Source organism: Streptomyces sp. NPDC008121, assembly GCF_042957155.1.
Lineage (GTDB): Bacteria > Actinomycetota > Actinomycetes > Streptomycetales > Streptomycetaceae > Streptomyces.
Window position 1 is genome coordinate 291,401 of the sequence record NZ_JBIBHT010000008.1, and the last position, 24,384, is coordinate 315,784.

At 71.4% G+C, this 24,384-nt stretch carries 21 protein-coding genes; 16 read left to right on the plus strand and 5 right to left on the minus strand.

All coding sequences use genetic code 11. The features are described from left to right. The first annotated feature begins 28 nt into the window (after positions 1-28). Positions 29-967 carry an NAD(P)-binding domain-containing protein gene (locus ACFZBD_RS26400; protein ID WP_391143991.1) on the plus strand — a complete coding sequence of 313 codons (939 nt, stop codon included), beginning with the start codon at positions 29-31 and terminating at the stop codon, positions 965-967. A 102-nt stretch (positions 968-1,069) separates the two neighbouring features. Here the strand turns inward: ACFZBD_RS26400 and ACFZBD_RS26405 are convergent, their stop codons facing one another. Then, positions 1,070-1,897 carry an NlpC/P60 family protein gene (locus tag ACFZBD_RS26405; RefSeq protein WP_391143993.1) on the minus strand — a complete coding sequence of 276 codons (828 nt, stop codon included), beginning with the start codon at positions 1,895-1,897 and terminating at the stop codon, positions 1,070-1,072. Between the two features lie 690 nt (positions 1,898-2,587). Between ACFZBD_RS26405 and ACFZBD_RS26410 the strand changes: the two genes are divergently transcribed. From ACFZBD_RS26410 to nuoN, 15 genes are read left to right on the plus strand one after another with little or no spacing between them, the layout of a single operon-like run. Next, positions 2,588-2,947 (plus strand): NADH-quinone oxidoreductase subunit A, encoded by a 360-nt coding sequence (locus ACFZBD_RS26410; protein WP_030494815.1) that lies wholly within the window; start codon positions 2,588-2,590, stop codon positions 2,945-2,947. Between the two features lie 19 nt (positions 2,948-2,966). Next, positions 2,967-3,521 (plus strand): NADH-quinone oxidoreductase subunit B family protein, encoded by a 555-nt coding sequence (locus ACFZBD_RS26415; RefSeq protein WP_355779461.1) that lies wholly within the window; start codon positions 2,967-2,969, stop codon positions 3,519-3,521. Beyond that, on the plus strand, positions 3,518-4,249 hold the full coding sequence (locus ACFZBD_RS26420) for an NADH-quinone oxidoreductase subunit C (RefSeq protein WP_391143997.1): 732 nt from the start codon (positions 3,518-3,520) through the stop codon (positions 4,247-4,249). Before ACFZBD_RS26415 ends, ACFZBD_RS26420 begins: the two co-directional genes overlap by 4 nt. Next, the gene (locus tag ACFZBD_RS26425) at positions 4,249-5,571 is read left to right on the plus strand and encodes an NADH-quinone oxidoreductase subunit D (RefSeq protein ID WP_391143998.1); all 1,323 of its coding nucleotides are present in this window, start codon (positions 4,249-4,251) and stop codon (positions 5,569-5,571) included. Before ACFZBD_RS26420 ends, ACFZBD_RS26425 begins: the two co-directional genes overlap by 1 nt. After that, positions 5,568-6,311 (plus strand): NADH-quinone oxidoreductase subunit NuoE, encoded by a 744-nt coding sequence (gene nuoE, locus ACFZBD_RS26430; protein WP_391144001.1) that lies wholly within the window; start codon positions 5,568-5,570, stop codon positions 6,309-6,311. Before ACFZBD_RS26425 ends, nuoE begins: the two co-directional genes overlap by 4 nt. Beyond that, positions 6,308-7,660 carry an NADH-quinone oxidoreductase subunit NuoF gene (nuoF, locus tag ACFZBD_RS26435; RefSeq protein ID WP_391144004.1) on the plus strand — a complete coding sequence of 451 codons (1,353 nt, stop codon included), beginning with the start codon at positions 6,308-6,310 and terminating at the stop codon, positions 7,658-7,660. The genes nuoE and nuoF overlap by 4 nt, the downstream gene beginning before the upstream one ends. Further along, positions 7,657-10,146 (plus strand): NADH-quinone oxidoreductase subunit G, encoded by a 2,490-nt coding sequence (locus ACFZBD_RS26440; protein WP_391144007.1) that lies wholly within the window; start codon positions 7,657-7,659, stop codon positions 10,144-10,146. Before nuoF ends, ACFZBD_RS26440 begins: the two co-directional genes overlap by 4 nt. Continuing rightward, on the plus strand, positions 10,143-10,292 hold the full coding sequence (locus ACFZBD_RS26445) for a hypothetical protein (RefSeq protein ID WP_391144009.1): 150 nt from the start codon (positions 10,143-10,145) through the stop codon (positions 10,290-10,292). The genes ACFZBD_RS26440 and ACFZBD_RS26445 overlap by 4 nt, the downstream gene beginning before the upstream one ends. Next, the gene (gene nuoH / locus ACFZBD_RS26450; RefSeq protein WP_391144012.1) at positions 10,289-11,680 is read left to right on the plus strand and encodes an NADH-quinone oxidoreductase subunit NuoH; all 1,392 of its coding nucleotides are present in this window, start codon (positions 10,289-10,291) and stop codon (positions 11,678-11,680) included. The genes ACFZBD_RS26445 and nuoH overlap by 4 nt, the downstream gene beginning before the upstream one ends. Further along, positions 11,655-12,248 carry an NADH-quinone oxidoreductase subunit NuoI gene (gene nuoI / locus ACFZBD_RS26455; protein ID WP_391144014.1) on the plus strand — a complete coding sequence of 198 codons (594 nt, stop codon included), beginning with the start codon at positions 11,655-11,657 and terminating at the stop codon, positions 12,246-12,248. The genes nuoH and nuoI overlap by 26 nt, the downstream gene beginning before the upstream one ends. Further along, complete coding sequence (locus ACFZBD_RS26460) at positions 12,245-13,087, plus strand: NADH-quinone oxidoreductase subunit J (RefSeq protein ID WP_391144017.1); 843 nt, start codon at positions 12,245-12,247, stop codon at positions 13,085-13,087. The genes nuoI and ACFZBD_RS26460 overlap by 4 nt, the downstream gene beginning before the upstream one ends. After that, positions 13,084-13,383, plus strand: coding sequence for an NADH-quinone oxidoreductase subunit NuoK (gene nuoK, locus ACFZBD_RS26465; RefSeq protein ID WP_069927518.1), 300 nt, complete (start codon positions 13,084-13,086; stop codon positions 13,381-13,383). The genes ACFZBD_RS26460 and nuoK overlap by 4 nt, the downstream gene beginning before the upstream one ends. 11 nt (positions 13,384-13,394) lie before the next feature. Beyond that, on the plus strand, positions 13,395-15,290 hold the full coding sequence (gene nuoL, locus ACFZBD_RS26470; protein WP_391144020.1) for an NADH-quinone oxidoreductase subunit L: 1,896 nt from the start codon (positions 13,395-13,397) through the stop codon (positions 15,288-15,290). Positions 15,291-15,295: 5 nt separating this feature from the next. Further along, positions 15,296-16,867, plus strand: a complete 1,572-nt coding sequence (locus tag ACFZBD_RS26475; RefSeq protein ID WP_391144022.1) for an NADH-quinone oxidoreductase subunit M — start codon at positions 15,296-15,298, stop codon at positions 16,865-16,867. Continuing rightward, entirely contained in the window at positions 16,864-18,525 is a 1,662-nt protein-coding gene (gene nuoN, locus ACFZBD_RS26480) for an NADH-quinone oxidoreductase subunit NuoN (protein ID WP_391144025.1), read from the plus strand. Before ACFZBD_RS26475 ends, nuoN begins: the two co-directional genes overlap by 4 nt. A 111-nt stretch (positions 18,526-18,636) precedes the next feature. Here nuoN and ACFZBD_RS26485 read toward each other — a convergent pair whose 3' ends face one another. The 4 genes from ACFZBD_RS26485 to ACFZBD_RS26500 all read right to left on the minus strand — a co-directional run bounded on the left by ACFZBD_RS26485 (position 18,637) and on the right by ACFZBD_RS26500 (position 24,378). Continuing rightward, a complete protein-coding gene (locus ACFZBD_RS26485) occupies positions 18,637-21,348 on the minus strand; it encodes a fumarate reductase/succinate dehydrogenase flavoprotein subunit (protein ID WP_391144028.1) in 2,712 nt (903 codons plus the stop codon). Between the two features lie 65 nt (positions 21,349-21,413). Then, entirely contained in the window at positions 21,414-22,103 is a 690-nt protein-coding gene (locus ACFZBD_RS26490) for an ATP-binding cassette domain-containing protein (RefSeq protein WP_391144030.1), read from the minus strand. Then, the gene (locus ACFZBD_RS26495) at positions 22,100-23,035 is read right to left on the minus strand and encodes an ABC transporter permease subunit (protein ID WP_391144032.1); all 936 of its coding nucleotides are present in this window, start codon (positions 23,033-23,035) and stop codon (positions 22,100-22,102) included. Before ACFZBD_RS26495 ends, ACFZBD_RS26490 begins: the two co-directional genes overlap by 4 nt. Continuing rightward, positions 23,032-24,378, minus strand: a complete 1,347-nt coding sequence (locus ACFZBD_RS26500; protein ID WP_391144033.1) for an ABC transporter substrate-binding protein — start codon at positions 24,376-24,378, stop codon at positions 23,032-23,034. The genes ACFZBD_RS26495 and ACFZBD_RS26500 overlap by 4 nt, the downstream gene beginning before the upstream one ends. Between the last annotated feature and the right edge of the window lie 6 nt (positions 24,379-24,384).

Consider the following 24,384-nt stretch of genomic DNA (forward strand, 5'->3'; position numbering starts at 1 on the left):
CCCCGAGCCTATGGCGGGAACGGTGCGGATGTCGTCAGTCCTGCCACTGTCGGCCGGTTCCGGCCGCTGGAACGGTGAGGGCATGAACGCGAACACGCACACGCACACCCCCACCGCCGTCTCCGTCCTCGGCCTCGGGCAGATGGGCGCCGCCCTCGCCGCCGCCTTCCTGGCGGCGGGCCACCCGACCACCGTCTGGAACCGCACCCCGGCCAAGGCCGAGCCGCTCGTCGACCGGGGCGCCGCCCACGCGGCCACGGTCGCCGAGGCGGTCGCGGCGAGCGACCTGATCGTCGTCTGCGTCCTCGACTACCCCGCCGTGCGCGCCCTCCTGGGCCCCGAGGCACCGGCGCTGCGCGGCAGGACCGTCGTGAACCTGACGACCGGCTCACCGGAGCAGGCCCGCGCGGAGGCCGAGTGGGCGGCGGGCCACGGCATCGGCTATCTGGACGGCGGCATCATGACGACGCCGCCCGGGATCGGCGACAGCGCCCACATGATCCTGTACGCGGGGGACGCCGAGCCGCTGGCACGGTACCGCCCGGTCCTCGCGGTGCTCGGCGACCCGGTCGACCTCGGCCGGGACGCCGGACTCGCCTCGCTCTACGACGCCGGACTGCTGGGGCTCATGTGGTCGGTCTTCGGCGGCTGGCTGCACGCCACCGCCCTCACCGGGGCCGACGGAGTCACGGCCCGGGACTTCACCAGGGTCGCCGACCGCTGGCTGCGGACGGTCGCCTGGTTCATGGGCGGGTACGCGGAGCAGATCGACCAGGGCGAGTACCCGGGTGCGGACGCCACCATCGACGTCCAGGTGGCGGCGATCGGACACCTGCTGCACGCGGGGGACGCCCGGGGCGTCGACGGCCGGCTGCCCCGGCTGCACCTGGAGCTGATGCGGAGCGCGGTCGACGCGGGCCACGGCGGCGACAGCTACGCCCGGCTCATCGAGGCGTTCAGGAAATAAGCCGCATACGGGGCCTGTCGCCGGCGGGCGGCATACGGAAGGGCCGTCGCTCCCCCGAGGAGTGACGGCCCTTCCGTGCCCGGGCGTACTGCCCGGCGTGGATCAGAGGACGCGCACGGCGCCCGAGGGGGTGTCCCAGTCCAGGGACCGCTCGACCACACCGGTGGACGGGTTCTGCGCGCCGACGTAGTTGCCGCCGCCCACGTAGATCGCCACGTGGTAGGAGCCGCTGCGGCTGCCCCAGTAGAGGATGTCGCCCGGCTGCAGGTTGCTCAGCGAGACGGACGTACCCATCGACGACTGGTCGCTGGAGATGCGCGGCAGGTCGACGCCGGCCTGGCGGTAGGCGGCCTGGACGAGCCCGGAGCAGTCCCACGAGTTCGGGCCGGTGCCGCCCGAGATGTAGGCGTCGCCGACCTGGGCGCGGGCGAAGGCGACGATCGCGGCGGCGGAGCCGGTGGCCACCTGGCCGCCGTCGTCGCTGGAGGAGGAGCTGCCGGAGGAGTCGTCCGAGGAGGACGCGGCGAGGGTCGTGCGCTCCGCGGTCCGGGAGGCGCGCTGACGGGCTTCCTCGCGGGCCTTCTCCGCACGCTCGGCCTCCGCCTTGCGGTCGGCCTCGGCCTTGGCCTTCTTGGCCTCCTGGGCGGCCTTGCGGTGCGCGGCCTCCTCCTGAGCGCGCAGGCTCAGGTCGAGGGCCTCCTGCTGGGACGCCTCGGCCGAGGCGGACACGGCGCTCGCCAGGTCGGTCTCGAGGGAGCCGAGCGTGGGCATCTCGATGGTCTCGGTCACAGGGTCGGCGTTCGCCGGCCCGGCAGCACCGGCCACCGCGATGGTGCTGAGGACGCCACCGGCGACTCCGGCACGGAGCGCGAGCTTGGACGCGCTGCGGCGGGGCTTCCGGTGGCTGGGTATGTGAGCGGTCTGGGACATGAGAACAACCGCTATCAGGGGTTCACGGTTCCCATCAAGAAACGTGTGTTGCGCCACAGTTATGACCGGAACCACTCAATCCGCTTCTGTGACGCCCTTATTGACGCCGTAACGGGCAATTCGGGCACGCCCCTTCAGGCCCGTGATCACGGGTTTTCCGCGAAAGGTCCGAATTGACCGGCGCTTACCACCTCTTCACGCGGTTGGCCAAGCCCCATAGTTGACGGCCCGTAGGCTTGGTGACGCAGGTCACAAGGCGGCAACTCCGGGGCCATGCGGGGCTCTCGCGCCCGCCGGAGCGCGTCCACTTCGCTCCGCGTGACCCCTCGGCCGGGTGAGGTGAGCCCCCTATCACCCGTGCGAGTCCATCGCGAATTTGCCTGTAGCTGACACCATTTGATAGAGCAAGGCCGCCCCGACCAGCGACGATCGCTGTCGATGTCACGTCTCGTGCTCATGTGGCTACTTCTCGTATGAAGATCACCGTTCATCCGAATTCATGATCGTTCGCCTCGTGGTGGAGATCACAAAGTCCTTGGCGCACCCCGTGTCGCAGATCACAGAGCGACAGGCATAAGATGCGAGTCAATCGGGCTTGTGAACTGCCTCACATGTACGCGATCTTCGAGGCGGCGATCCGGATGCCCGCTGCGGTCCAAAGGTCAAGGACGACTGGAAGGAGCGAGGAGCGTGAATGCGTACGCGCCCATCCTCGTGCTCGGCGCCCTCGGGGCAGGGTTTGCGATCTTCTCCGTGGTCATGGCCACGCTAATCGGCCCGAAGCGGTACAACCGGGCCAAACTCGAGGCGTACGAGTGCGGCATCGAGCCGACGCCCACTCCCGCCGGAGGGGGCCGCTTCCCGATCAAGTACTACCTGACGGCGATGCTCTTCATCGTCTTCGACATCGAGATCGTCTTCCTCTACCCCTGGGCGGTCACCTTCGACGCCCTGGGGCTTTTCGGGCTCGTGGAGATGCTGCTCTTCGTGCTCACCGTCTTCGTCGCCTACGCGTATGTGTGGCGGCGCGGCGGCCTGGAATGGGACTGAGGGGCTGAAGGGCACACTCATGGGACTCGAAGAGAAACTGCCGAGCGGTTTTCTGCTCACGACGGTCGAACAGGCAGCGGGCTGGGTGCGCAAGTCGTCCGTCTTCCCCGCCACCTTCGGCCTCGCCTGCTGCGCCATCGAGATGATGACGACCGGCGCCGGCCGGTACGACCTGGCGCGGTTCGGCATGGAGGTCTTCCGCGGCTCGCCGCGCCAGGCCGACCTGATGATCGTCGCCGGCCGGGTCAGCCAGAAGATGGCGCCCGTCCTGCGGCAGGTCTACGACCAGATGCCCGACCCCAAGTGGGTCATCTCCATGGGGGTCTGCGCCTCCTCGGGCGGCATGTTCAACAACTACGCGATCGTGCAGGGCGTCGACCACATCGTGCCGGTCGACATCTATCTGCCGGGCTGCCCGCCGCGCCCGGAGATGCTGATGGACGCGATCCTCAAGCTCCACCAGAAGATCCAGACCTCCAAGCTCGGCGTCAACGCGGAGGAAGCGGCCCGCGAGGCGGAGGAGGCGGCGCTCAAGGCCCTGCCGACCATCGAGATGAAGGGTCTGCTCCGGTGAGTGACGAGACACCCAATCCCGACAAGGAGCTCAGCGAGCAGAACCTGCCGGGCCAGCGCGGGGACCACGGCGAGGAGGTCCGGGTCCAGCGCGGGATGTTCGGCGCCCAGAGCGGAGCCGACACCAGCGGCTACGGCGGCCTCGTCCGCTCCGTACGCCTGCCCGGCCCGGCCACCCGCCCCTACGGCGGCTGGTTCGACGAGGTCGCCGACGAGCTCGAAGGCGCCCTCGACGAGCAGGGCCTCCTCCCCGGGAACGCCATCGAGAAGACGGTCGTCGACCGCGGCGAGCTGACCTTCCACATCGCCCGCGAGCACCTCGTGCGGGTCGCCCGCACCCTGCGCGACGACCCCGCGCTCCGCTTCGAGCTCTGCACGGGCGTCTCCGGGGTCCACTACCTCGGGGACAAGGGCCGCGAGCTGCACGCCGTCTACCACCTGCGCTCGCTGACCCACGGCCGGCTGATCCGGCTGGAGGTCGCCGCCCCGGACGCCGACCCGCACATCCCGTCGCTCGTCGCGGTCTACCCGACCAACGACTGGCACGAGCGCGAGACGTACGACTTCTTCGGCATCGTCTTCGACGGCCACCCCGCCCTCACCCGGATCATGATGCCGGACGACTGGCAGGGCTTCCCGCAGCGCAAGGACTACCCCCTCGGCGGCATCGCCGTCGAGTACAAGGGCGCCCAGATCCCGGCTCCTGACCAGCGGAGGTCGTACAGCTGATGAGTACTTCACATGCCTCCGCACGGGAGACGACCGAAGGCACCGTCTACACCGTCACCGGCGGCGACTGGGACGAGGTCGTCGAATCGGCGGCCAAGGCCGACGACGAGCGGATCGTCGTCAACATGGGCCCCCAGCACCCCTCCACCCACGGAGTGCTCCGCCTGATCCTGGAGATCGACGGCGAGACCGTCACCGAGGCCCGCTGCGGCATCGGCTACCTCCACACCGGCATCGAGAAGAACCTCGAGTTCCGGACCTGGACGCAGGGCACCACCTTCGTGACGCGCATGGACTACCTCACCTCGTTCTACAACGAGACGGCGTACTGCCTCGGCGTCGAGAAGCTGCTCGGCATCACCGAGCAGATCCCGGACCGGGCCAGCGTCATCCGCGTCCTGCTGATGGAGCTCAACCGGCTCTCCTCCCACCTGGTGTGCATCGCCACCGGCGGCATGGAGCTGGGCGCCACCACGATCATGATCTACGGCTTCCGGGACCGCGAGATGATCCTGGACCTGTACGAACTGATCACCGGCCTGCGCATGAACCACGCGTTCATCCGCCCCGGCGGCCTCGCCCAGGACCTCCCGCCCGGCGCCGTCGACGCCGTGCGCGAGTTCGTGAAGACCATGAAGAAGAACCTGCCGGAGTACGACAAGCTCGCCACCGGCAACCCCATCTTCAAGGCCCGCATGCAGGACGTCGGCTACCTCGACCTCACCGGCTGCATGGCGCTCGGCGCCACCGGCCCGATCCTGCGCTCCGCCGGCCTCCCGCACGACCTGCGCAAGACCGACCCGTACTGCGGCTACGAGAACTACGAGTTCGACATCCCGACCGCCGACACCTGCGACTCCTACGGGCGCTTCCTCATCCGCCTCGAGGAGATGCGGCAGTCGCTGCGGATCGTCGAGCAGTGCCTCGACCGCCTGGAGCCCGGCCCGGTCATGGTCGGCGACAAGAAGATCGCCTGGCCCGCCCAGCTCGCGCTCGGCCCCGACGGCCTCGGCAACTCCCTCGACCACATCAAGAAGATCATGGGCACCTCCATGGAGGCCCTGATCCACCACTTCAAACTGGTCACCGAGGGCTTCCGGGTCCCCGCGGGACAGGCCTACACCGCCGTCGAGTCGCCCAAGGGCGAACTGGGCGTGCACGTCGTCAGCGACGGCGGCACCCGCCCCTTCCGGGTCCACTTCCGCGACCCGTCCTTCACCAACCTGCAGGCCATGGCGGCCATGTGCGAAGGCGGCCAGGTCGCCGACGTCATCGTCGCCGTCGCGTCCATCGACCCCGTGATGGGAGGCGTCGACCGATGACGGACGGACAGACCAGTCTCGGGATGCCCCAGCTCCCCGCCCCCGACTACCCCGCCGAGGTCCGCACCCGGCTGGAGGCGGATGCCAAGGAGATCATCGCCCGCTATCCGGGGTCCCGCTCCGCCCTCCTGCCGATGCTGCACCTCGTGCAGGCGGAGGACGGATACGTCACCCGCACCGGCATGCGGTTCTGCGCCGACCTCCTCGGCCTGACCACCGCCGAGGTCACCGCGGTCGCCACCTTCTACTCCATGTACCGGCGCCGCCCCTCCGGCGACTACCAGGTCGGCGTCTGCACCAACACCCTCTGCGCGGTCATGGGCGGCGACGCCATCTTCGAGGAGCTTCAGGCCCACCTCGGCGTCGGCAACCAGGGCACCACCGACGACGGCAAGATCACCCTCGAACACATCGAGTGCAACGCCGCCTGCGATTTCGCCCCCGTGGTGATGGTCAACTGGGAGTTCTTCGACAACCAGACCCCCGAGTCAGCCAAGGCGATGGTCGACGACCTGCGGGCCGGCCGCCCCGTCGAGCCCACCCGCGGCGCGCCCCTGTGCACCTTCCAGGAGACCGCCCGGATCCTGGCCGGATTCCCCGACGCGCGCGAGGGCGCGGTCGAGGCCACCGGCGGGGCCGGCCCGGCCTCCCTCGTCGGACTGCGCCTGGCGAAGGGCGAAGCCCCGCACCACAAGATCGTCCACCCGCGCGGCGAGTCAGCCGGTGGGGAGGGGGAGTGATGACCTTGGCAGCCGAGATCGACCACAGCAGCCCCGAGAAGCTGCTCGCACCCGTCCTGTCCGCGTTCTGGGACCAGCCCGACTCCTGGACGCTGGAGACGTACAAGCGGCACGAGGGGTACGAAGGGCTGAAGAAGGCCCTCGCGATGTCGCCCGACGACCTCATCGCGTACGTCAAGGACTCCGGCCTGCGCGGCCGCGGCGGCGCCGGCTTCCCCACCGGGATGAAGTGGCAGTTCATCCCGCAGGGCGACGGCAAGCCGCACTACCTCGTCGTCAACGCCGACGAGTCCGAGCCGGGCACCTGCAAGGACATCCCGCTCCTCTTCGCCAACCCGCACTCCCTCATCGAGGGAATGATCATCGCCTGCTACGCGATCCGCTCCGAGCACGCGTTCATCTACCTCCGCGGCGAGGTCGTGCCCGTCCTGCGCCGCCTGCACGAGGCGGTACGCGAGGCGTACGACGAGGGCCTCCTCGGCGAGAACATCCTCGGCAGCGGCCTGAACCTCGACATCACCGTCCACGCGGGCGCCGGGGCGTACATCTGCGGCGAGGAGACCGCCCTGCTCGACTCGCTCGAAGGACGGCGCGGCCAGCCCCGGCTGCGCCCGCCCTTCCCCGCGGTCGCCGGTCTGTACGCCTGCCCCACCGTGGTGAACAACGTCGAGTCCATCGCCTCCGTTCCCGCGATCCTCAACCGCGGCAAGGACTGGTTCAAGTCGATGGGCAGCGAGAAGTCGCCCGGCTTCACGCTCTACTCGCTGAGCGGGCACGTCGCCTCCCCCGGACAGTACGAGGCCCCGCTCGGGATCACGCTGCGCCAGCTCCTCGACATGAGCGGCGGCATGCGCCCCGGCCACCGGCTGAAGTTCTGGACCCCCGGCGGCTCCTCCACCCCCATGTTCACCGACGAACACCTCGACGTCCCACTGGACTACGAAGGCGTCGGCGCCGCCGGCTCGATGCTCGGCACCAAGGCGCTCCAGTGCTTCGACGAGACCACCTGCGTCGTGCGGGCCGTGACCCGGTGGACCGAGTTCTACGCCCACGAGTCCTGCGGCAAGTGCACCCCGTGCCGCGAAGGCACCTACTGGCTCGTGCAGTTGCTCCGCGACATCGAGGCCGGCAAGGGCGCCCTGTCCGACCTCGACAAGCTGAACGACATCGCCGACAACATCAACGGCAAGTCGTTCTGCGCGCTGGGCGACGGCGCCGCCTCCCCCATCTTCTCCTCGCTGAAGTACTTCCGCGAGGAGTACGAGCAGCACATCACCGGCCGGGGCTGCCCCTTCGACCCGGCCAAGTCGACCGCCTGGGCGGACCACCACAAGGAGGTGACGGCATGACGGTGACCACGGCCGGCCCGGCCGGCGGCGCAGCCGCCCTCCCGCCCGAGGACCTCGTCACGCTGACCATCGACGGCGCCGAGATCTCCGTCCCCAAGGGGACCCTCGTCATCCGCGCCGCCGAGCAGCTCGGCATCGAGATCCCCCGCTTCTGCGACCACCCCCTCCTCGACCCGGCCGGCGCCTGCCGCCAGTGCATCGTCGAGGTCGAGGGCCAGCGCAAGCCGATGGCGTCCTGCACCATCACCTGCACCGACGGCATGGTGGTGAAGTCGCAGCTGACCAGCCCGGTCGCGGAGAAGGCCCAGCACGGCGTGATGGAGCTGCTGCTCATCAACCACCCGCTGGACTGCCCGGTCTGCGACAAGGGCGGCGAGTGCCCCCTGCAGAACCAGGCCATGTCCCACGGGCAGTCGGAGTCCCGCTTCGAGGGCCACAAGCGGACCTTCGAGAAGCCGGTGCCGATCTCCACCCAGGTGCTGCTCGACCGCGAGCGGTGCGTGCTCTGCGCCCGCTGCACCCGCTTCTCCAACCAGGTCGCGGGCGACCCGATGATCGAGCTGATCGAGCGCGGCGCGCTCCAGCAGGTCGGCACCGGCGAGGGCGACGACTTCGAGTCGTACTTCTCCGGCAACACGATCCAGATCTGCCCGGTCGGCGCGCTGACCTCGGCGGCGTACCGCTTCCGCTCCCGCCCCTTCGACCTGGTCTCCTCGCCGAGCGTCTGCGAGCACTGCGCCGGCGGCTGCGCGACCCGCACCGACCACCGGCGCGGCAAGGTCATGCGGCGGCTCGCCGCGGAGGACCCGGAGGTCAACGAGGAGTGGGTGTGCGACAAGGGCCGCTTCGGCTTCCGGTACGCCCAGCAGCGCGACCGGCTCACCACCCCGCTGGTCCGCAGCGCCGAGACCGGTGAGCTGGAGCCCGCCTCCTGGCCCGAGGCGCTGGAGGCGGCGGCCCGCGGGCTCGTGCGCGGCCGCACCGGTGTCCTCGCGGGCGGCAGGCTGACCGTCGAGGACGCCTACGCCTACGCGAAGTTCGCCCGGGTCGCCCTCGACACCAACGACGTCGACTTCCGGGCCCGCGTCCACTCGGGCGAGGAGGCCGACTTCCTCGCCTCCCGGGTGGCCGGGCGCGGCCGCGACCTGGACGGCAGCGGAGTCACGTACACCGCCCTCGAAGCCGCCCCGGCCGTGCTGCTGGCCGGCTTCGAGTCCGAGGAGGAGGCCCCCGGCGTCTTCCTCCGGCTGCGCAAGGCCTGGCGCAAGAACGGCCAGAAGACCTACGCCCTGGCCTCGCACGCCACCCGCGGCCTGGTGAAGGCGGGCGGCACGCTGCTGGCCGCCGCCCCCGGCACCGAGACCGAGTGGCTGGACGCCCTCACCTCCCGGGTCGGGCTCGACGGGCCCGGCACGGACGCGGCGGAGGCGCTGCGGCAGGACGGCGCGGTCCTCGTCGTCGGCGAGCGCCTGGCCGCCGTCCCGGGCGGACTGACCGCCGCCGTACGGACCGCGGCGGCGACCGGCGCGACGCTGGTGTGGATCCCCCGCCGGGCGGGCGAGCGCGGCGCGCTCGAGGCCGGCGCGATCCCCACGCTGCTGCCCGGCGGCCGCCCCGCGACCGACCCCCGCGCGCGTGAGGAGGTCGCGGCCGCCTGGGGCGTACGCGAACTCCCGCACGGCTACGGCCGGGACACCGGCCAGATCGTGGAGGCCGCCGCCACCGGCGAACTGGGCGCGCTGCTCGTCGGCGGCGTCGAGGTCCGCGACCTGCCGGACCCGGCACGCGCGCGTGAAGCCCTCGACGCGGCCTTCGTGGTCTCGCTGGAGCTGCGGCCGAGCGAGGTAACCGAGCGGGCCGACGTGGTCCTGCCCGTCGCCGCCGTCGCCGAGAAGGCGGGCACCTTCCTCAACTGGGAGGGCCGGGCCCGCCTCTTCGAGGCCGCGCTCAAGCCCGAGCAGATGACCCGCCGCCTGCCCCCGGCGGACGGGCGCGTCCTCCACATGCTGGCGGACGCCCTCGACGCGCACCTGGCGCTGCCCGACCTGCGGGCCGCACGGCGGGAGCTGGACCGGCTCGGCGGATGGACCGGCCAGCGGGCCTCCGAGCCCGTCGAGCCGGCGCAGCCCGCGCCCCGGCCGAGCGAGGGCGAGGCCGTCCTCGCCGGGCACCGGCTCCTGCTCGACCTCGGCCGGCTCCAGGAGGGCGACGCGGCGCTGGCGGGCACCCGGCACGCCGCGCCCGCCCGCCTCTCGGCCGCCACCGCCGCCGAGACCGGCGTCAAGGACGGCGACCTCCTCGCGGTGACCGGCCCGGCGGGCTCGCTCCACCTCCCGCTCCAGGTCACCGAGATGCCCGACCGGGTCGTCTGGCTGCCGCTGAACTCGGCGGGCGGCGGCGTCCTCTCGGACACCGGCGCCCACCCGGGCGACCTGGTCCGCATCGGTCCCGCGGGAACCGTCGAAGCGGCGGAGGTCCGGTCATGACCGTCTCCCTCGCCCGCCCGGGCGCCGCCGGCTCCCGGGCCGGGGACGGCGTCCCCGCCGGCTCCGGCGCGGTGTTCGCGCCCCGCGCCCACGTCGTCCGGCCGGCCGCAGGCCCGGCCCTCCCCGTACCGGAGGTGCGCGCGTGACCGCCCTCGCCCCACTCGCACAGGCGCCGCACAGCGTCCTGGCCGCCGAAGACCTGTCCATGTTCGGCACGGACCCCTGGTGGCTCGTCGCGATCAAGGCCGTCTTCTGCTTCGCCTTCCTGATGATCACCGTGCTCTTCTCCATCGTGTGGGAGCGCAAGGTCGTCGCCTGGATGCAGCTGCGCATCGGCCCCAACCGGCACGGCCCCTGGGGCCTCCTCCAGTCCCTCGCGGACGGCATCAAGCTGATGCTGAAGGAGGACGTGGTCGTCAAACGGGCCGACAAGGTCGTCTACATCCTCGCGCCGATCATCGCCGCGGCCCCGGCGTTCATGGCGATCGCCGTGATCCCCTTCGGCCCGGCAGGCAACGAGGTCTCGATCTTCGGCCACCGCACCTCGATGCAGCTGACCGACCTGCCGATCGCCATGCTGTACGTCCTGGCGATCGCCTCCGTCGGCATCTACGGCATCGTGCTCGCCGGCTGGTCCTCCGGCTCCACGTACCCGCTCCTGGGCGGGCTGCGCTCCTGCGCGCAGATGATCTCCTACGAGATCGCGATGGGCGCCGCGTTCGCCTCGGTCTTCCTCTACTCCGGGTCGATGTCGACCTCGGCGATCGTCGAGGCGCAGGCGGACCGGTGGTTCATCATCCTGCTGCCGGTCTCCTTCATCATCTACGTGGTCACGATGGTCGGCGAGACCAACCGCGCGCCGTTCGACATGCCCGAGTCCGAGGGCGACCTGGTCGGCGGCTTCAACACCGAGTACAGCTCGATCAAGTTCGCGATGTTCATGCTCGCCGAGTACGTGAACATGGTGACGGTCTCGGCCGTGTCGGTGACGCTCTTCCTGGGCGGCTGGCGGGCGCCGTACCCGGTGTCCACCTTCTGGGAGGGCGCGAACCACGGCTGGTGGCCGATGCTCTGGTTCGTCCTCAAGGTGCAGCTGCTGCTGTTCTTCTTCATCTGGCTGCGCGGCACCCTGCCCCGCGTCCGCTACGACCAGCTGATGAAGCTCGGCTGGAAGGTCCTCATCCCCGTCTCGGTGGTCTGGCTGATGCTGGTCGCCACCGTCCGGGCGCTGCGGAACGAGAACTACGACTTCCAGACGATCGTGCTCTACGTCGCCGGCGCGGTCCTGGCCGTGCTGCTGCTCTCCTTCATCGCCGACATGTTCCGCGACAAGAGGGCGAAGGGCGCGGCGGAGAAGGAGGGCCCCGAGGCCCCGTTCGACCCGATGGCCGGCGGGTTCCCCGTACCGCCCAAGCCGGGGCAGTCCCTGCCGCCGGTGCCGCGGCGCCGGTCCCGCCACGAGGCGGAGCTGGTTGTCAGTGGCGCCCCCGATACTGCTACTGCGAGTGATGGAAAGGAGACGGACGGTGTCTGATTTCCAGAATCCGGTGGCCGGCTTCGGCGTGACCTTCAAGGCCATGTTCAAGAAGCGACTGACCGAGCAGTACCCGGAGCAGCAGAAGACGACGGCGCCGCGCTTCCACGGCCGGCACCAGCTCAACCGTCATCCGGACGGGCTTGAGAAGTGCGTGGGCTGCGAGCTGTGCGCCTGGGCGTGTCCCGCCGACGCCATCTATGTGGAGGGCGCGGACAACACCGACGAGGAGCGCTACTCCCCGGGCGAGCGGTACGGCGCGGTCTATCAGATCAACTACGCCCGCTGCATCCTGTGCGGTCTGTGCATCGAGGCGTGCCCGACCCGGGCGCTGACGATGACCAACGAGTTCGAACTGGCCGACTCCTCCCGCGAGAACCTGATCTACACCAAGGAGCAGCTCCTCGCGGGTCTGGAGGAGGGCATGGTCGACGCGCCGCACGCGATCTTCCCCGGCACGGACGAGCAGGACTACTACCGGGGCCTCGTCACCGAGGCCGCCCCGGGCACGGTCCGTCAGGTCGCCGCGTCCAAGGGGGAGAAGGGCGAGAAGGAGGTGGACGCATGAGCGCCGACCTCACGGCCACCACGCTGGCGGCGTACGCCACCTCCTCTGGCGAGGCCGTCCAGTTCTGGGTCCTCGGCACGATCGCCGTGATCGGCGCCCTGTGCACGATCCTGATGCGCAAGGCCGTGCACAGCGCGCTCTGCCTGGCCGGCACGATGATCATCCTCGCGGTGTTCTACCTCGCCAACGGCGCGTACTTCCTCGGCATCGTCCAGATCGTCGTCTACACCGGCGCGATCATGATGCTCTTCCTCTTCGTCGTCATGCTGGTCGGTGTCACGGCCGCGGACTCGCTGAAGGAGACCATCAAGGGGCAGCGCTGGTGGGCCGCGGCCTGCGGGCTCGGCTTCGGCGCCCTGCTCGTCGCCGGGATCGGCCGGGCCTCCCTGACGGAGTTCAACGGCCTGGGGGCGGCCAACGCCGCCTACGGCGGGAACGTCGAGGGCATCGCCGCCCTGGTCTTCACGAAGTACGTCTTCGCCTTCGAGATCACCGGCGCGCTGCTCATCACGGCGGCCGTCGGTGCCATGGTCCTCACCCACCGCGAGCGCACGGAGAAGGCCCGCACCCAGCGCGAACTCGCCGAACAGCGGGTGCGCGAGGGCCGGCACGTGCCGCCGCTGCCGGCGCCCGGTGTCTACGCCCGGCACAACGCCGTGGACGTCCCCGGCCTGCTGCCCGACGGCACGCCCGCCGAGCTGACCGTGATGCAGACCCTGCGCAAGCGCGGCCAGATCCGCGACGTGTCCTCCGAGGCGCTGTCCGACCTCAAGGCGCTGGAGCAGCGCGCGGAGGAGCGGCTCGGCCGGGACCGGGACGAAGAGGAGGCCTCGCGGTGAACCCCGTCAACTATCTGTACCTCGCCGCCCTGTTGTTCACCATCGGCGCGGCCGGGGTGCTGATCCGGCGGAACGCGATCGTGGTCTTCATGTGCGTCGAGCTGATGCTCAACGCGTGCAACCTCGCGTTCGTCGCCTTCTCCCGCATGCACGGCAACCTCGACGGCCAGATCATCGCCTTCTTCACGATGGTCGTCGCCGCCGCGGAGGTCGTCGTCGGGCTCGCGATCATCGTGTCGCTGTTCCGTTCCCGCCACTCGGCCTCGGTCGACGACGCCAGCCTGATGAAGCTGTGAGGGGCTGAATCGTGGAGAACCTGATCGCGCTGCTGGTCGCGGCGCCTCTGCTGGGAGCGGCCGTCCTGCTGTGCGGGGGGCGGCGCCTGGACAAGTCCGGGCACTGGCTCGGCACGCTGCTCGCGGCCGCCTCCTTCGTCATCGGCGTCGTGCTGTTCACCGACATGCTGGGCAAGGGCGCCGAGGACCGCGCCCTGCACCAGCGGCTGTTCACCTGGATCCCCGTCGAGGGGTTCCACGCGGACGTCGCCTTCCAGCTCGACCAGCTGTCGATGACCTTCGTCCTGCTGATCACCGGTGTCGGCTCGCTCATCCACGTGTACTCCATCGGGTACATGGAGCACGACGAGCGCCGCCGCCGCTTCTTCGGCTATCTGAACCTGTTCCTCGCGGCGATGCTGCTGCTCGTCCTCGCGGACAACTACCTCCTGCTGTACTTCGGCTGGGAGGGCGTCGGCCTCGCCTCGTACCTCCTGATCGGCTTCTGGCAGCACAAGCCCACCGCGGCGACCGCCGCGAAGAAGGCGTTCCTGGTCAACCGGGTCGGCGACATCGGCCTGTCGATCGCGATCATGCTGATGTTCACCACCTTCGGGACCTTCGCCTTCGGGTCGGTGCTCGGCTCGGTGGGGGAGACGTCCGAGGGCACCCTGACGGCCATCGGCCTGATGCTCCTCCTGGCGGCCTGCGGCAAGTCGGCCCAGGTGCCGCTGCAGTCCTGGCTCGGGGACGCGATGGAGGGCCCGACCCCGGTCTCGGCCCTGATCCACGCGGCCACCATGGTCACCGCCGGTGTCTATCTCATCGTCCGCTCCGCCGACATCTTCAACGCCGCCCCGGACGCGCAGCTCGCCGTCACCGTGGTCGGCGCGGTCACGCTCCTCTTCGGTGCGATCGTCGGTTGCGCGAAGGACGACATCAAGAAGGCGCTCGCCGGCTCGACCATGTCCCAGATCGGCTACATGATCCTGGCGGCCGGCCTCGGCCCCATCGGCTACGCCTTCGCGATCATGCACCTGGTGACGCACGGCTTCTTCAAGGCCGGGCTCTTCCTGGGCGCCGGTTCGGTCATGCACGGCATGAACGACGAGGTGGACATGAGGAGGTACGGCGGCCTGCGGACGTACATGCCGGTCACCTTCGTCACCTTCGGCCTCGGCTACCTCGCGATCATCGGCTTCCCGGGCCTGTCCGGCTTCTTCTCCAAGGACAAGATCATCGAGGCGGCGTTCGCCAAGGGCGGCACCGAGGGCTGGATCCTCGGCGCGGTCACCCTGCTCGGCGCCGCCATCACCGCGTACTACATGACCCGCGTGATGCTGATGACCTTCTTCGGCGAGAAGCGGTGGCAGGCCGACGAGAAGGGCGAGATGCCGCAGCCGCACGAGTCCCCGAAATCGATGACGGTCCCGATGATCCTGCTGGCCGTCGGCTCCGTCGGCGCCGGCGCCTTCTTCGGCATCGGCGACCGCTTCGTCCACTGGCTGGAGCCGGTCACCTCGTTCGAGCACGGGCACCCCCCGCTCAGCGCCGCGGTCATCACCTCCGCCACGGTCGCCGTCATGGTGATCGGTGTCGCGACCGCCTACGTCCAGTACGGCCGCAGGCCCGTCCCGGTGGTCGCCCCGCGCGGCTCGCTCCTCACCCGGGCCGCCCGCCGCGACCTGCTCCAGGACGACCTCAACCACGCCGTCTTCGTCACGGGCGGCACCCACCTCACCCGCTCGCTGGTCTACGTCGACCACACCCTGGTCGACGGCGTGGTCAACGGCACCGCGGCCTCCGTCGGCGGACTGTCCGGCCGGCTGCGCAGGCTGCAGAACGGCTACGCCCGCACCTATGCGGTCTCCATGTTCGGAGGTACGGCGGTGCTGATCGCCGCGACCCTGCTGATGAGGGCGGTGTAACTCCCATGTCCTTCCCTCTTCTGACGGTGACGGCAGCGGTGCCGGCGGTCGGTGCGATCCTCACCGCCGCCGTGCCCGCGGCCCGCCGCACCGTCGCCAAGTGGCTGGCGCTGTTCGTCTCCCTCGTCACGCTCGTGCTCGCCGTGCTCGTCTTCGCGCGCTTCGAGCCCGGCGGCGAGCGGTACCAGCTCGTCGAGTCCCACTCCTGGATCAAGGACTTCGGGGTCCGCTACGAACTGGGCGTGGACGGCATCGGGGTGGCGCTGATCGCGCTCACCGCGCTGCTCATCCCGTTCATCATCCTGGCCGGCTGGCACGACGCCGATCCCCTGGAGACGAAGTCCAGCCGCTGGCGGCCGACGCAGGGCTTCTTCGCCCTGATCCTGATGGTCGAGGCGATGGTGATCCTCTCCTTCGAGGCCACCGACGTCTTCCTCTTCTACATCCTCTTCGAAGCCATGCTCATCCCGATGTACTTCCTCATCGGCGGCTTCGGCGACCGGGCGCACGCGGGCTCCGACGAGAACGCCGCCGCCCAGCGCTCGTACGCGGCCGTGAAGTTCCTGCTGTACAACCTGGTCGGCGGACTGATCATGCTGGCCGCGGTCATCGGGCTGTACGTCGTCGCCGGGAACTTCTCCCTCACCGAGATCGCCGAGGCGCGGGCGAGCGGTCAGCTGGAGATGGCGACCAACACCGAGCGGCTGCTCTTCCTCGGCTTCTTCTTCGCCTTCGCGGTGAAGGCGCCGCTGTGGCCGCTGCACACCTGGCTGCCGAACGCGATGGGGGAGGCGACCGCTCCGGTCGCCGTGCTCATCACCGCGGTCGTCGACAAGGTCGGCACGTTCGCGATGCTCCGCTTCTGCCTCCAGCTCTTCCCGGAGGCCTCGAAGTGGGCGACGCCGGTGATCATCGCCCTCGCCCTGATCAGCATCGTGTACGGCGCGCTGCTCGCCGTCGGCCAGCGGGACATCAAGCGCCTGGTCGCCTACGCCTCGATCTCGCACTTCGGCTTCATCATCATGGGCATCTTCGCGATGACCACCCAGGGCCAGAGCGGCGCCACGCTCTACATGGTCAACCACGGGATCTCGACGGCCGCGCTGATGCTGGTGGCCGGCTTCCTGATCTCCCGGCGCGGCTCCCGGCTCATCGCCGACTACGGCGGTGTGCAGAAGGTCGCCCCGGTCCTCGCCGGCACCTTCCTGATCGGCGGTCTGGCCACCCTCTCGCTGCCCGGCCTCGCGCCCTTCGTCAGCGAGTTCCTGGTCCTGGTCGGCACCTTCGCCCGCTACCCGGTGGCCGGCATCATCGCCACCACCGGCATCGTCCTGGCCGCGCTCTACACCCTCGTCCTCTACCAGCGGACGATGACCGGCCCGGTGAAGGAGGAGGTCCGGACCATGCCGGACCTGCGGGCGCGGGAACTGGCCGTCGTGGCCCCCCTGATCGCCCTGCTGATCTTCCTCGGGGTGTTCCCGAAGCCGCTGACGGACATCGTCAACCCGGCCGTCAGCCACACCATGTCCGACGTGCAGCAGAAGGACCCCAAGCCCGAAGTGGAGGCGGCCAAGTGAGCACATCCGCCGTCGCGCCAGCCGTCCACAGCCTGTGGACGACGGCCGCCGAGCCGTTGAACAAGATCCCGTCACCCCACATCGAGTACGTCCAGCTCTCGCCCGTCCTCATCGTGGTCGGCGCGGCGATCCTCAGCGTCCTGGTCGAGGCCTTTGTGCCCCGCCGGGGCCGGTACTACAGCCAGGTCTTCCTCAGCGTCCTGGCCCTCGTCGCCGCGTTCGCCGCCATCGTCGGCCTCGCGGCCGGCGGGTACGGCTCCACCAAGGCGCACATCGCCGCCATGGGCGCCATCGCCGTCGACGGCCCGGCGCTCTTCCTGCAGGGCACGATCCTCCTCGCCTCGATCGTCGCCGTCTTCACCTTCGCCGAGCGCCGGCTCGACCCGGCCGACCACGGCCACAAGGTCGACTCCTTCGCCGCAGAGGCGGCCGCCGTGCCCGGCGGCGACCAGGAGAAGGCGGCGGTCAAGGCCGGGTTCACCACCACCGAGGTGTTCCCGCTGGCGCTGTTCGCGGTGGCCGGCATGCTGGTCTTCCCGGCCGCCAACGACCTGCTGACGCTGTTCATCGCCCTGGAGGTCTTCTCCCTCCCGCTGTACCTCCTCTGCGCCGTCGCCCGCCGCAAGCGGCTGATGTCGCAGGAGGCCGCGGTCAAGTACTTCCTCCTCGGCGCCTTCTCCTCCGCGTTCCTGCTGTTCGGCATCGCCCTGCTGTACGGCTACGCCGGCTCCGTCTCGTACGCCACCATCGCGAACGTCGTCGACGGCAACGTCTCCTCGGCCGACCCGGCGCTCGCCGCCACCATGGGCAACGACGTCCTGCTGCTCATCGGCTTCGCCATGGTGCTGATGGGCCTGCTGTTCAAGGTCGGCGCGGTGCCGTTCCACATGTGGACCCCGGACGTCTACCAAGGCGCCCCGACCCCCGTCACCGGCTTCATGGCCGCCGCGACGAAGGTCGCCGCCTTCGGCGCGATGCTCCGCCTGCTGTACGTGGTGCTGCCCGGCCTCACCTGGGACTGGCGGCCGGTCATGTGGGGCGTCGCCATCATCACCATGCTGGGCGGCGCGGTCGTCGCGATCACCCAGACCGACATCAAGCGGCTCCTGGCGTACTCCTCGATCGCGCACGCCGGGTTCATCCTGGCCGGTGTCATCGCGGCCACGCCCACCGGCGTCTCGTCGGTGCTGTTCTACCTCGGCGCCTACTCCTTCGTGACGATCGGCGCGTTCGCGGTCGTCACGCTGGTGCGCGACGCGGGCGGCGAGGCCACCCACCTGTCCAAGTGGGCCGGTCTGGGCCGCCGTTCGCCGCTCGTCGCGGCGGTCTTCGCGGTCTTCCTGCTCGCCTTCGCCGGCATTCCGCTGACGTCCGGCTTCTCCGGCAAGTTCGCGGTCTTCAAGGCGGCGGCGGAGGGCGGCGCGGGCGCGCTGGTCGTCGTCGGTGTCGTCTCGTCGGCGGTCGCCGCGTTCTTCTACATCCGGGTCATCGTGCTGATGTTCTTCAGCGAGCCCAAGGCCGACGGACCGACCGTCGCGGTGCCCTCGGGCTTCACGACGGTCACGATCACGGCCGGTGTGGTGGTGACGCTGGTGCTCGGCGTCGCGCCGCAGTACTTCCTGGACCTCGCGAACCAGGCGAGCGTGTTCGTCCGGTAGACCGCACGGCGCCCGACGACGACAGGGCCCGGCCCCCGCTCAGGCGGGGGCCGGGCCCTGATCCGTGTCCCGGAGCCCCGGCACCGGCCGCCGGCCCGCTCCGAGGGGCCGTCACCGGGCGGCGGCGACCTCGCCCCGGGCGGCGTAGGCCCGGACGTCGGCGTCCGGGTCGCCCGCCGCCCGCGCCAGCACCGGGCCCGTCCCCGGATGGCGCAGCAGCGCCAGGACCGCCGCCTTGCGGACGTCCGCGTTGGCGTCCCCGAGCGCCTCGGCGAGGGCGGGCACCGCCGTCCCCGGGGCCGCCGCCGCGAGACCGGCCGCCGCGCCCACCCGGACCTGCCAGGCCGGGTCGCCGAGCGCCCGGACGGCGTCCGCGGCGTACGGCTCCGGGCATCCGACCGTCCCGAGCGCCTGGAAGGCCGCGGCCCGCACGAGGGCGTCCTCGTCGCCCAGGAGCGGAGCGAGCAGGTCGGGGGTCGTGCCCCGGGCCGCCGCGAGGCCCTTCGCCACCGCCACCCGCACCTCGCGGGACGGGTCGCCCGCCGCGTCGGCGAGGGGGCCGAGCGCGTCGACCGAGACCAGCGCGCGGACCGCCTCCGCCCGGACCTCCCGGCGCGGGTCGGACAGCAGACCGGCGAAGAGCGTGGCCGAACCGAGCCGCAGCACCCGCAGCACCGTCAGCGCGGCGGCCCGGGCGCCCGGGTCCGGGCCGGCCAGCGCGGCGACGAGCGGCGCCCGCAGGGCGGCCTCCGGCGGCAGCGTCTCGACCAGCTCGCGCAGCGAGTCCCCGGCCACGGCCCGTACCGCCGCGTCCTCGTCGAGCAGCGCCCCCGCCAGCGCCGGACCCGTACCGGTCGGGACCGTCTCGGTGAGGGCGGCCACCGCCGCCCGCCGCACGGCGGGGTCCGGATCGGTCAGATAGGGCCGCAGCGCGTCCAGGTCCGGCTCCGCCTCGGCCAGGGCGTGCAGCTCCAGGATCCGGGGCGCGTGGCTGACGGCGCCGTCCGCCACCCGTACCTCCGGCGCGCGTGCCCCGGAGCCGACGGGGGCGAGGTCGCGGGGGCCCGCCGTGGCGACGTGCTCCGGGTGGACCTCGCCGAGATGCCGGGAGGCGCCGCCGACGGGGGCGTAGTCGTCGACCGGTACGAGATAGGGCGCGACCGGCCGGGCCGTGAACTCCATCGTCCCGGACGGCGACTTGCGCAGGTCCAGGTGGTGCAGCCAGTCCCGGTCGTCCCGCTCGGGGTGGTCCGTCCGCGCGTGGTAGAGGCCCCAGCGGGACTCCGTGCGGGCGAGGGACGAGCGGGCCGCCATCTCGGCGCAGTCCCGGATGAAGGAGACCTCCGCGCAGCGCATCAGCTCGTGCGGGGTCGTCGCGCCCATGGCGTCGATCTCCGTCCGCATCCGCTCGAAGTGCTCGACCGCCAGGGAGAGCCGGGCCCCCGACTTGGGCGGGGCGACGTAGTCGTTCACGAACCGGCGGAGCTTGTACTCGACCTGGGGCTGCGGCGGACCGTCGGGGTGGCGCAGCGGCCGGTAGACCAGCTCGTGCGCCGCCCGGAGCTGGTCCTGCGGCAACTCCCCTTCGTACGCGCGGTACTTGGCGGCGTCCGCACCGGCCAGGTCGCCGAAGACGAAGGCGCCGATCATGTAGTTGTGCGGGACGCAGGCCAGGTCGCCGGCGGCGTAGAGGCGGGGGACGGTGGTCCGGGCGTGGTCGTCGACCCGGACCCCGGAGGCCGAGTGCCCGCCGCACAGGCCGATCTCCGAGATGTGCATCTCGATGTCGTGGGTGCGGTAGTCGTGGCCGCGGCCCGCGTGGAAGGTGGCGCGGGTGGGGCGTTCGGTGGTGTGCAGGATCGATTCGAGGGCGGCGACGGACTCCTCGGGGAGGTGGCTCAGCTTGAGGTAGACCGGGCCGCGGTCGGAGGCCAGCTCCTCGGCGAACTCGGCCATCATCTGCCCCGACCAGTAGTCGGAGTCGACGAACCGTTCGCCGTGCCGGTTGACCTGGTAGCCGCCGAACGGATTGGCGACGTAGGCGCAGGCCGGGCCGTTGTAGTCCTTGATCAGCGGGTTGATCTGGAAGCACTCGATCCCGGTCAGCTCGGCGCCCGCGTGGTACGCCATGGCGTAGCCGTCGCCCGCGTTGGTGGGGTTCTCGTACGTGCCGTAGAGATAGCCCGAGGCGGGCAGCCCGAGCCGGCCGGCGGCGCCGGTCGCCAGGATCACCGCGCCCGCCCGTACGGTGACGAAGCCGCCGGTACGGGTGTGGAGGCCGGCCGCGCCGATGGCCCGCCCGTCCGGGTCGGTGAGGATCCGGACCGGCATCACCCGGTTCTCGATCCGGATGCGCTCGCGCATCTCGCGGCGGCGCAGCTGCCGGTAGAGGACCTTCTTGACGTCCTTGCCCTCCGGCATCGGCAGGACGTACGACCCCGAGCGGTGGACCTGGCGGACCGCGTACTCCCCGTGCTCGTCCTTCTCGAACTTCACGCCGTACGACTCCAGGCGCTGGACCATCGCGAAGCCGCGGGTCGCCGTCTGGCGGACGGTGGACTGGTCGACGACGCCGTCGTTGGCGCGGGTGATCTCGGCGACGTAGTCGTCGGGCTCGGCCCGGCCGGGGATGACCGCGTTGTTGACGCCGTCCATGCCCATGGCGAGGGCCCCGGAGTGGCGGACGTGCGCCTTCTCCAGGAGGAGGACGTCGGCACCGTGTTCGGCGGCGGTGAGCGCGGCCATCGTGCCGGCGGTGCCTCCGCCGATGACGAGGACGTCGCAGGAGAGTTCCTCGGCGTCCGCGAGGGCGGGGATCTGCATCGGAGGGCCTTTCGGGCGTCGGGCGTCGTGGGGCGGGCGGTTTCCGGGGTGCGGGGCCTCGGACGTCAGGCGGGGAGGGAGGTGAGGGAGGAGAGGAGGTCGCGGCGCAGACCGGAGAGGTCGGCGCCCCGGTCGCGCGGCCGCGGGTTGTCGAGGACCGTGCCGGTGCCGAGGACCGCGATCCGGTCGCCGAGGTAGAGGGCCTCGTCGACGTCGTGCGTCACGAAGACGACGGTCGCGCCGGTGCCGTGCAGCACCTCGACCAGGAGGTCCTGCATGCCGGCCCTCGTCTGCACGTCCAGGGCGCCGAACGGCTCGTCCATGAAGACCGCCCGGGGCGCGGGAGCGAGGGCCCGGGCGAGCTGGACGCGCTGGCGCTGACCGCCGGAGAGCTGGTGCGGCAGGCGCCGCGCCTGGTCGGCGAGCCCGACCCGGCCGAGCCACTCCTCGGCGGCGGCCCGCCGCTCGGCACGCGGGACGCCCCGGATGGCGAGGGGCAGTTCGACGTTGGCGCGGGCGGTGCGCCAGGGCAGCAGCGCGTCCTCCTGGAAGACCAGGGCCCGGTGGTCGGCCGGGACGGTGACCGTGCCGGCGAGCGGCGGCAGGAGCCCGGCGAGGGTGCGCAGGAGGGTGGACTTGCCGCAGCCGGAGGGGCCGACGACGGTGAGGAGTTCGCCCGGGGGGACGGTGAGGCGGACGGGGGTGGGGAGCGGGGAGTGGGGCCGCCCGAGGACGACGTCGTCGAGAACGATCACGGCTGCTCCTGGAGCGGTTGCGGGGCGACGGGCGGACGCGACCGCCCGGCCGGCGGGCCGCCCGGGCCTGCGGCCCCGGCGGGGCGTGTGCCCGCGACGGCGGGGGCCGCGGAGGAGCTTTCCGCACCACCGGCCGGCGCCGGTGCGAACGGCCTCGGGGCGGCGGACTTCGTGGGGCGGGCGGCCGAGCGCGGCCCCACCACACGGCGCCCCGCCGCCTCGACCGCCGTCGAGGTCAGCCAGCCCAGCGCGCCGATCGTCGCCATGCCGACGAAGACCGCCGGGTAGTCCACGACCGTGTAGTCCTGCCAGGTGCGGTACCCCACCCCGTACTCCCCGGAGATCATCTCCGCCGAGATCACACAGATCCACGAGACGCCGATCCCCACCGAAAGGCCGCTGAAGATCCCCGGCAGCGCCCCCGGCAGGATCACCGAGAACAGCACCCGGACCCGCCCCGCGCCCATCGTGACGACGGCCTCCTCCCACAGCGGGGGCAGCGCCCGTACGGCGTGCCGGGTGGAGACCAGGACCGGGAAGAACGCGGCCGCGCCCGTGATGAAGACGATGCCCTGCTCGTTGCTGGGGAACAGCAGGATCGCCACCGGCACCAGCGCGATCGCCGGGATCGGCCGCAGGACCTCCAGGACAGGACCGAGCAGGTCGGACACGAGTCCGGAGCGGGCGATCGCCGTCCCCAGCGCGATGCCCGCGACCGCCGCGAGCGTGAAGCCGGTGACGATACGGGTCAGGCTGTCGACCAGGTCCTGCCAGTACGCGTCCGTCGTCAGCCGCGCCGCGAACGCCTCCCCGACCTCCGTGACCGTCGGGAACTGGTCGAAGCGCAGCCAGAGACTGACGTCGTAGTACGTCACCGCCTGCCACACACCGAGCGCCGCCACCAGCGACAGCACCCGCAGCACGTACCTCATGACGCCAGCGCCCGCGCGTAGTCGACGGTCCGCGCCGTCGGGTGCGCGGCCCGGTAGGCGGCCGCGCCGGCCTCGGTGACGAACGGCTTCACCGTCCCGCCGTCGGCGACCCACACCGCTCGGTCCGCGAACCAGAGCGTCCCGGTCACCGTGTCGGGGACGTACGCCACCCGCACCTTCGCCCGGTTCGCGGCGACGTGCCGCAGCGCCTCGGCCGGGGTGGCGAAGGAGACGGTACGGTCGGCGCCCTTCAGCCAGACCTCGCTGCGGGACGGCGGGGCGAGCGTCGCGAGCTGCCGGTCGTAGGCGGAGCCGTAGACCTTCCGTACGTACGTGTCGTCGACGAAGCCGTCCACGTCCACGTCCTTCACCAGCTTGGCCGACCGCAGCACCGGCACGTCCTCCTTCAGCGCCGCGACCAGCCGTGGCTTGAGGGTCGGATCGAAGGTGGCGATGCCGTTGGGGCCGTTGTAGAGGTGGACGACCTCGGCCGGCAGGCCCGTCTCGGCGGCGACCTTCTCGCTGGCGGCCACCGGGTGCTCGCGGAGATAGGCGGTCGCGGTGCGCTGGGCCCGCAGGAACGCCTCCACCACGGCCGGGTGCCGCTCGGCGAAGTCGGCGCGGGCGGTGACCCCGTGGAAGGTGGGGAGGTTCAGCTCGGCGCCGTCGTACAGCGCCTTCGCCTTGCCCTGGAAGGCGAGCAGCCCCGGCCAGGCGACGAACTGCGACAGCGCGTCGGCGCTCCCGGCGGTCAGGGCCGAGGCCCCCACGGCCGGCTGCTGGTTGAGCTTGCGGATGTCCTTGTCCGGGTCGAGCCCGGCGCGTTGCAGCGCCCGCACGAGTGTGCCGTCCGCGGCCGAGCCGACGCTGGTGGACACCTTCCCGCCGCGCAGCTCCTTCAGCGACCGGCGTGCGGAACCGGGCGCGGTGACGACGGTGTTGAGGCCGCCGCGCAGGTTGTAGCCGGTCACCGACACGAGCTTCGTCGGGCGCTTCAGCTGGGTGCCGCGGGCGGCGTTGAGGAGCAGCGGGAAGTCGCCCATCGAGCCGATGTCGATCTTCCCCGCGGTCATCTGGGCGGTGATCGGCGCGCCGGTGGCGTAGTCCTGCCAGACGACCTCGTACGTCCTGCCGTCCTTCCGGCCCTGGGCGCGCAGCTCGTCCTCGAAGGCGCCGAGCGTGCGCAGGAGGGTGCCGGCCGTGACGGTGTTGATGGTCTTGGACTGGTAGCCGACGGTCACGGTGACCGTCGAGCCGTTTCCGGCCTCCGCGGGACCGCCGCAGCCGGCCAGCGGCAGGACGAGGGCCAGGGCGGCGAGGGGGACGACAAGCTTGCGGGACATGGGCGT

Excerpts from the sequence above, each read along its gene's own strand:
- ACFZBD_RS26445 (WP_391144009.1), top strand. The coding sequence starts at position 10,143 with ATGACCGTCTCCCTCGCCCGCCCGGGCGCCGCCGGCTCCCGGGCCGGG.
- ACFZBD_RS26405 (WP_391143993.1), bottom strand. The coding sequence starts at position 1,897 with ATGTCCCAGACCGCTCACATACCCAGCCACCGGAAGCCCCGCCGCAGC.
- nuoI (WP_391144014.1), top strand. The coding sequence starts at position 11,655 with ATGGAAAGGAGACGGACGGTGTCTGATTTCCAGAATCCGGTGGCCGGC.
- ACFZBD_RS26495 (WP_391144032.1), bottom strand. The coding sequence starts at position 23,035 with ATGAGGTACGTGCTGCGGGTGCTGTCGCTGGTGGCGGCGCTCGGTGTG.
- ACFZBD_RS26500 (WP_391144033.1), bottom strand. The coding sequence starts at position 24,378 with ATGTCCCGCAAGCTTGTCGTCCCCCTCGCCGCCCTGGCCCTCGTCCTG.
- nuoE (WP_391144001.1), top strand. The coding sequence starts at position 5,568 with ATGACGGACGGACAGACCAGTCTCGGGATGCCCCAGCTCCCCGCCCCC.
- ACFZBD_RS26485 (WP_391144028.1), bottom strand. The coding sequence starts at position 21,348 with ATGCAGATCCCCGCCCTCGCGGACGCCGAGGAACTCTCCTGCGACGTC.
- ACFZBD_RS26400 (WP_391143991.1), top strand. The coding sequence starts at position 29 with ATGTCGTCAGTCCTGCCACTGTCGGCCGGTTCCGGCCGCTGGAACGGT.
- ACFZBD_RS26475 (WP_391144022.1), top strand. The coding sequence starts at position 15,296 with ATGTCCTTCCCTCTTCTGACGGTGACGGCAGCGGTGCCGGCGGTCGGT.
- ACFZBD_RS26440 (WP_391144007.1), top strand. The coding sequence starts at position 7,657 with ATGACGGTGACCACGGCCGGCCCGGCCGGCGGCGCAGCCGCCCTCCCG.
- ACFZBD_RS26415 (WP_355779461.1), top strand. The coding sequence starts at position 2,967 with ATGGGACTCGAAGAGAAACTGCCGAGCGGTTTTCTGCTCACGACGGTC.
- ACFZBD_RS26460 (WP_391144017.1), top strand. The coding sequence starts at position 12,245 with ATGAGCGCCGACCTCACGGCCACCACGCTGGCGGCGTACGCCACCTCC.
- ACFZBD_RS26425 (WP_391143998.1), top strand. The coding sequence starts at position 4,249 with ATGAGTACTTCACATGCCTCCGCACGGGAGACGACCGAAGGCACCGTC.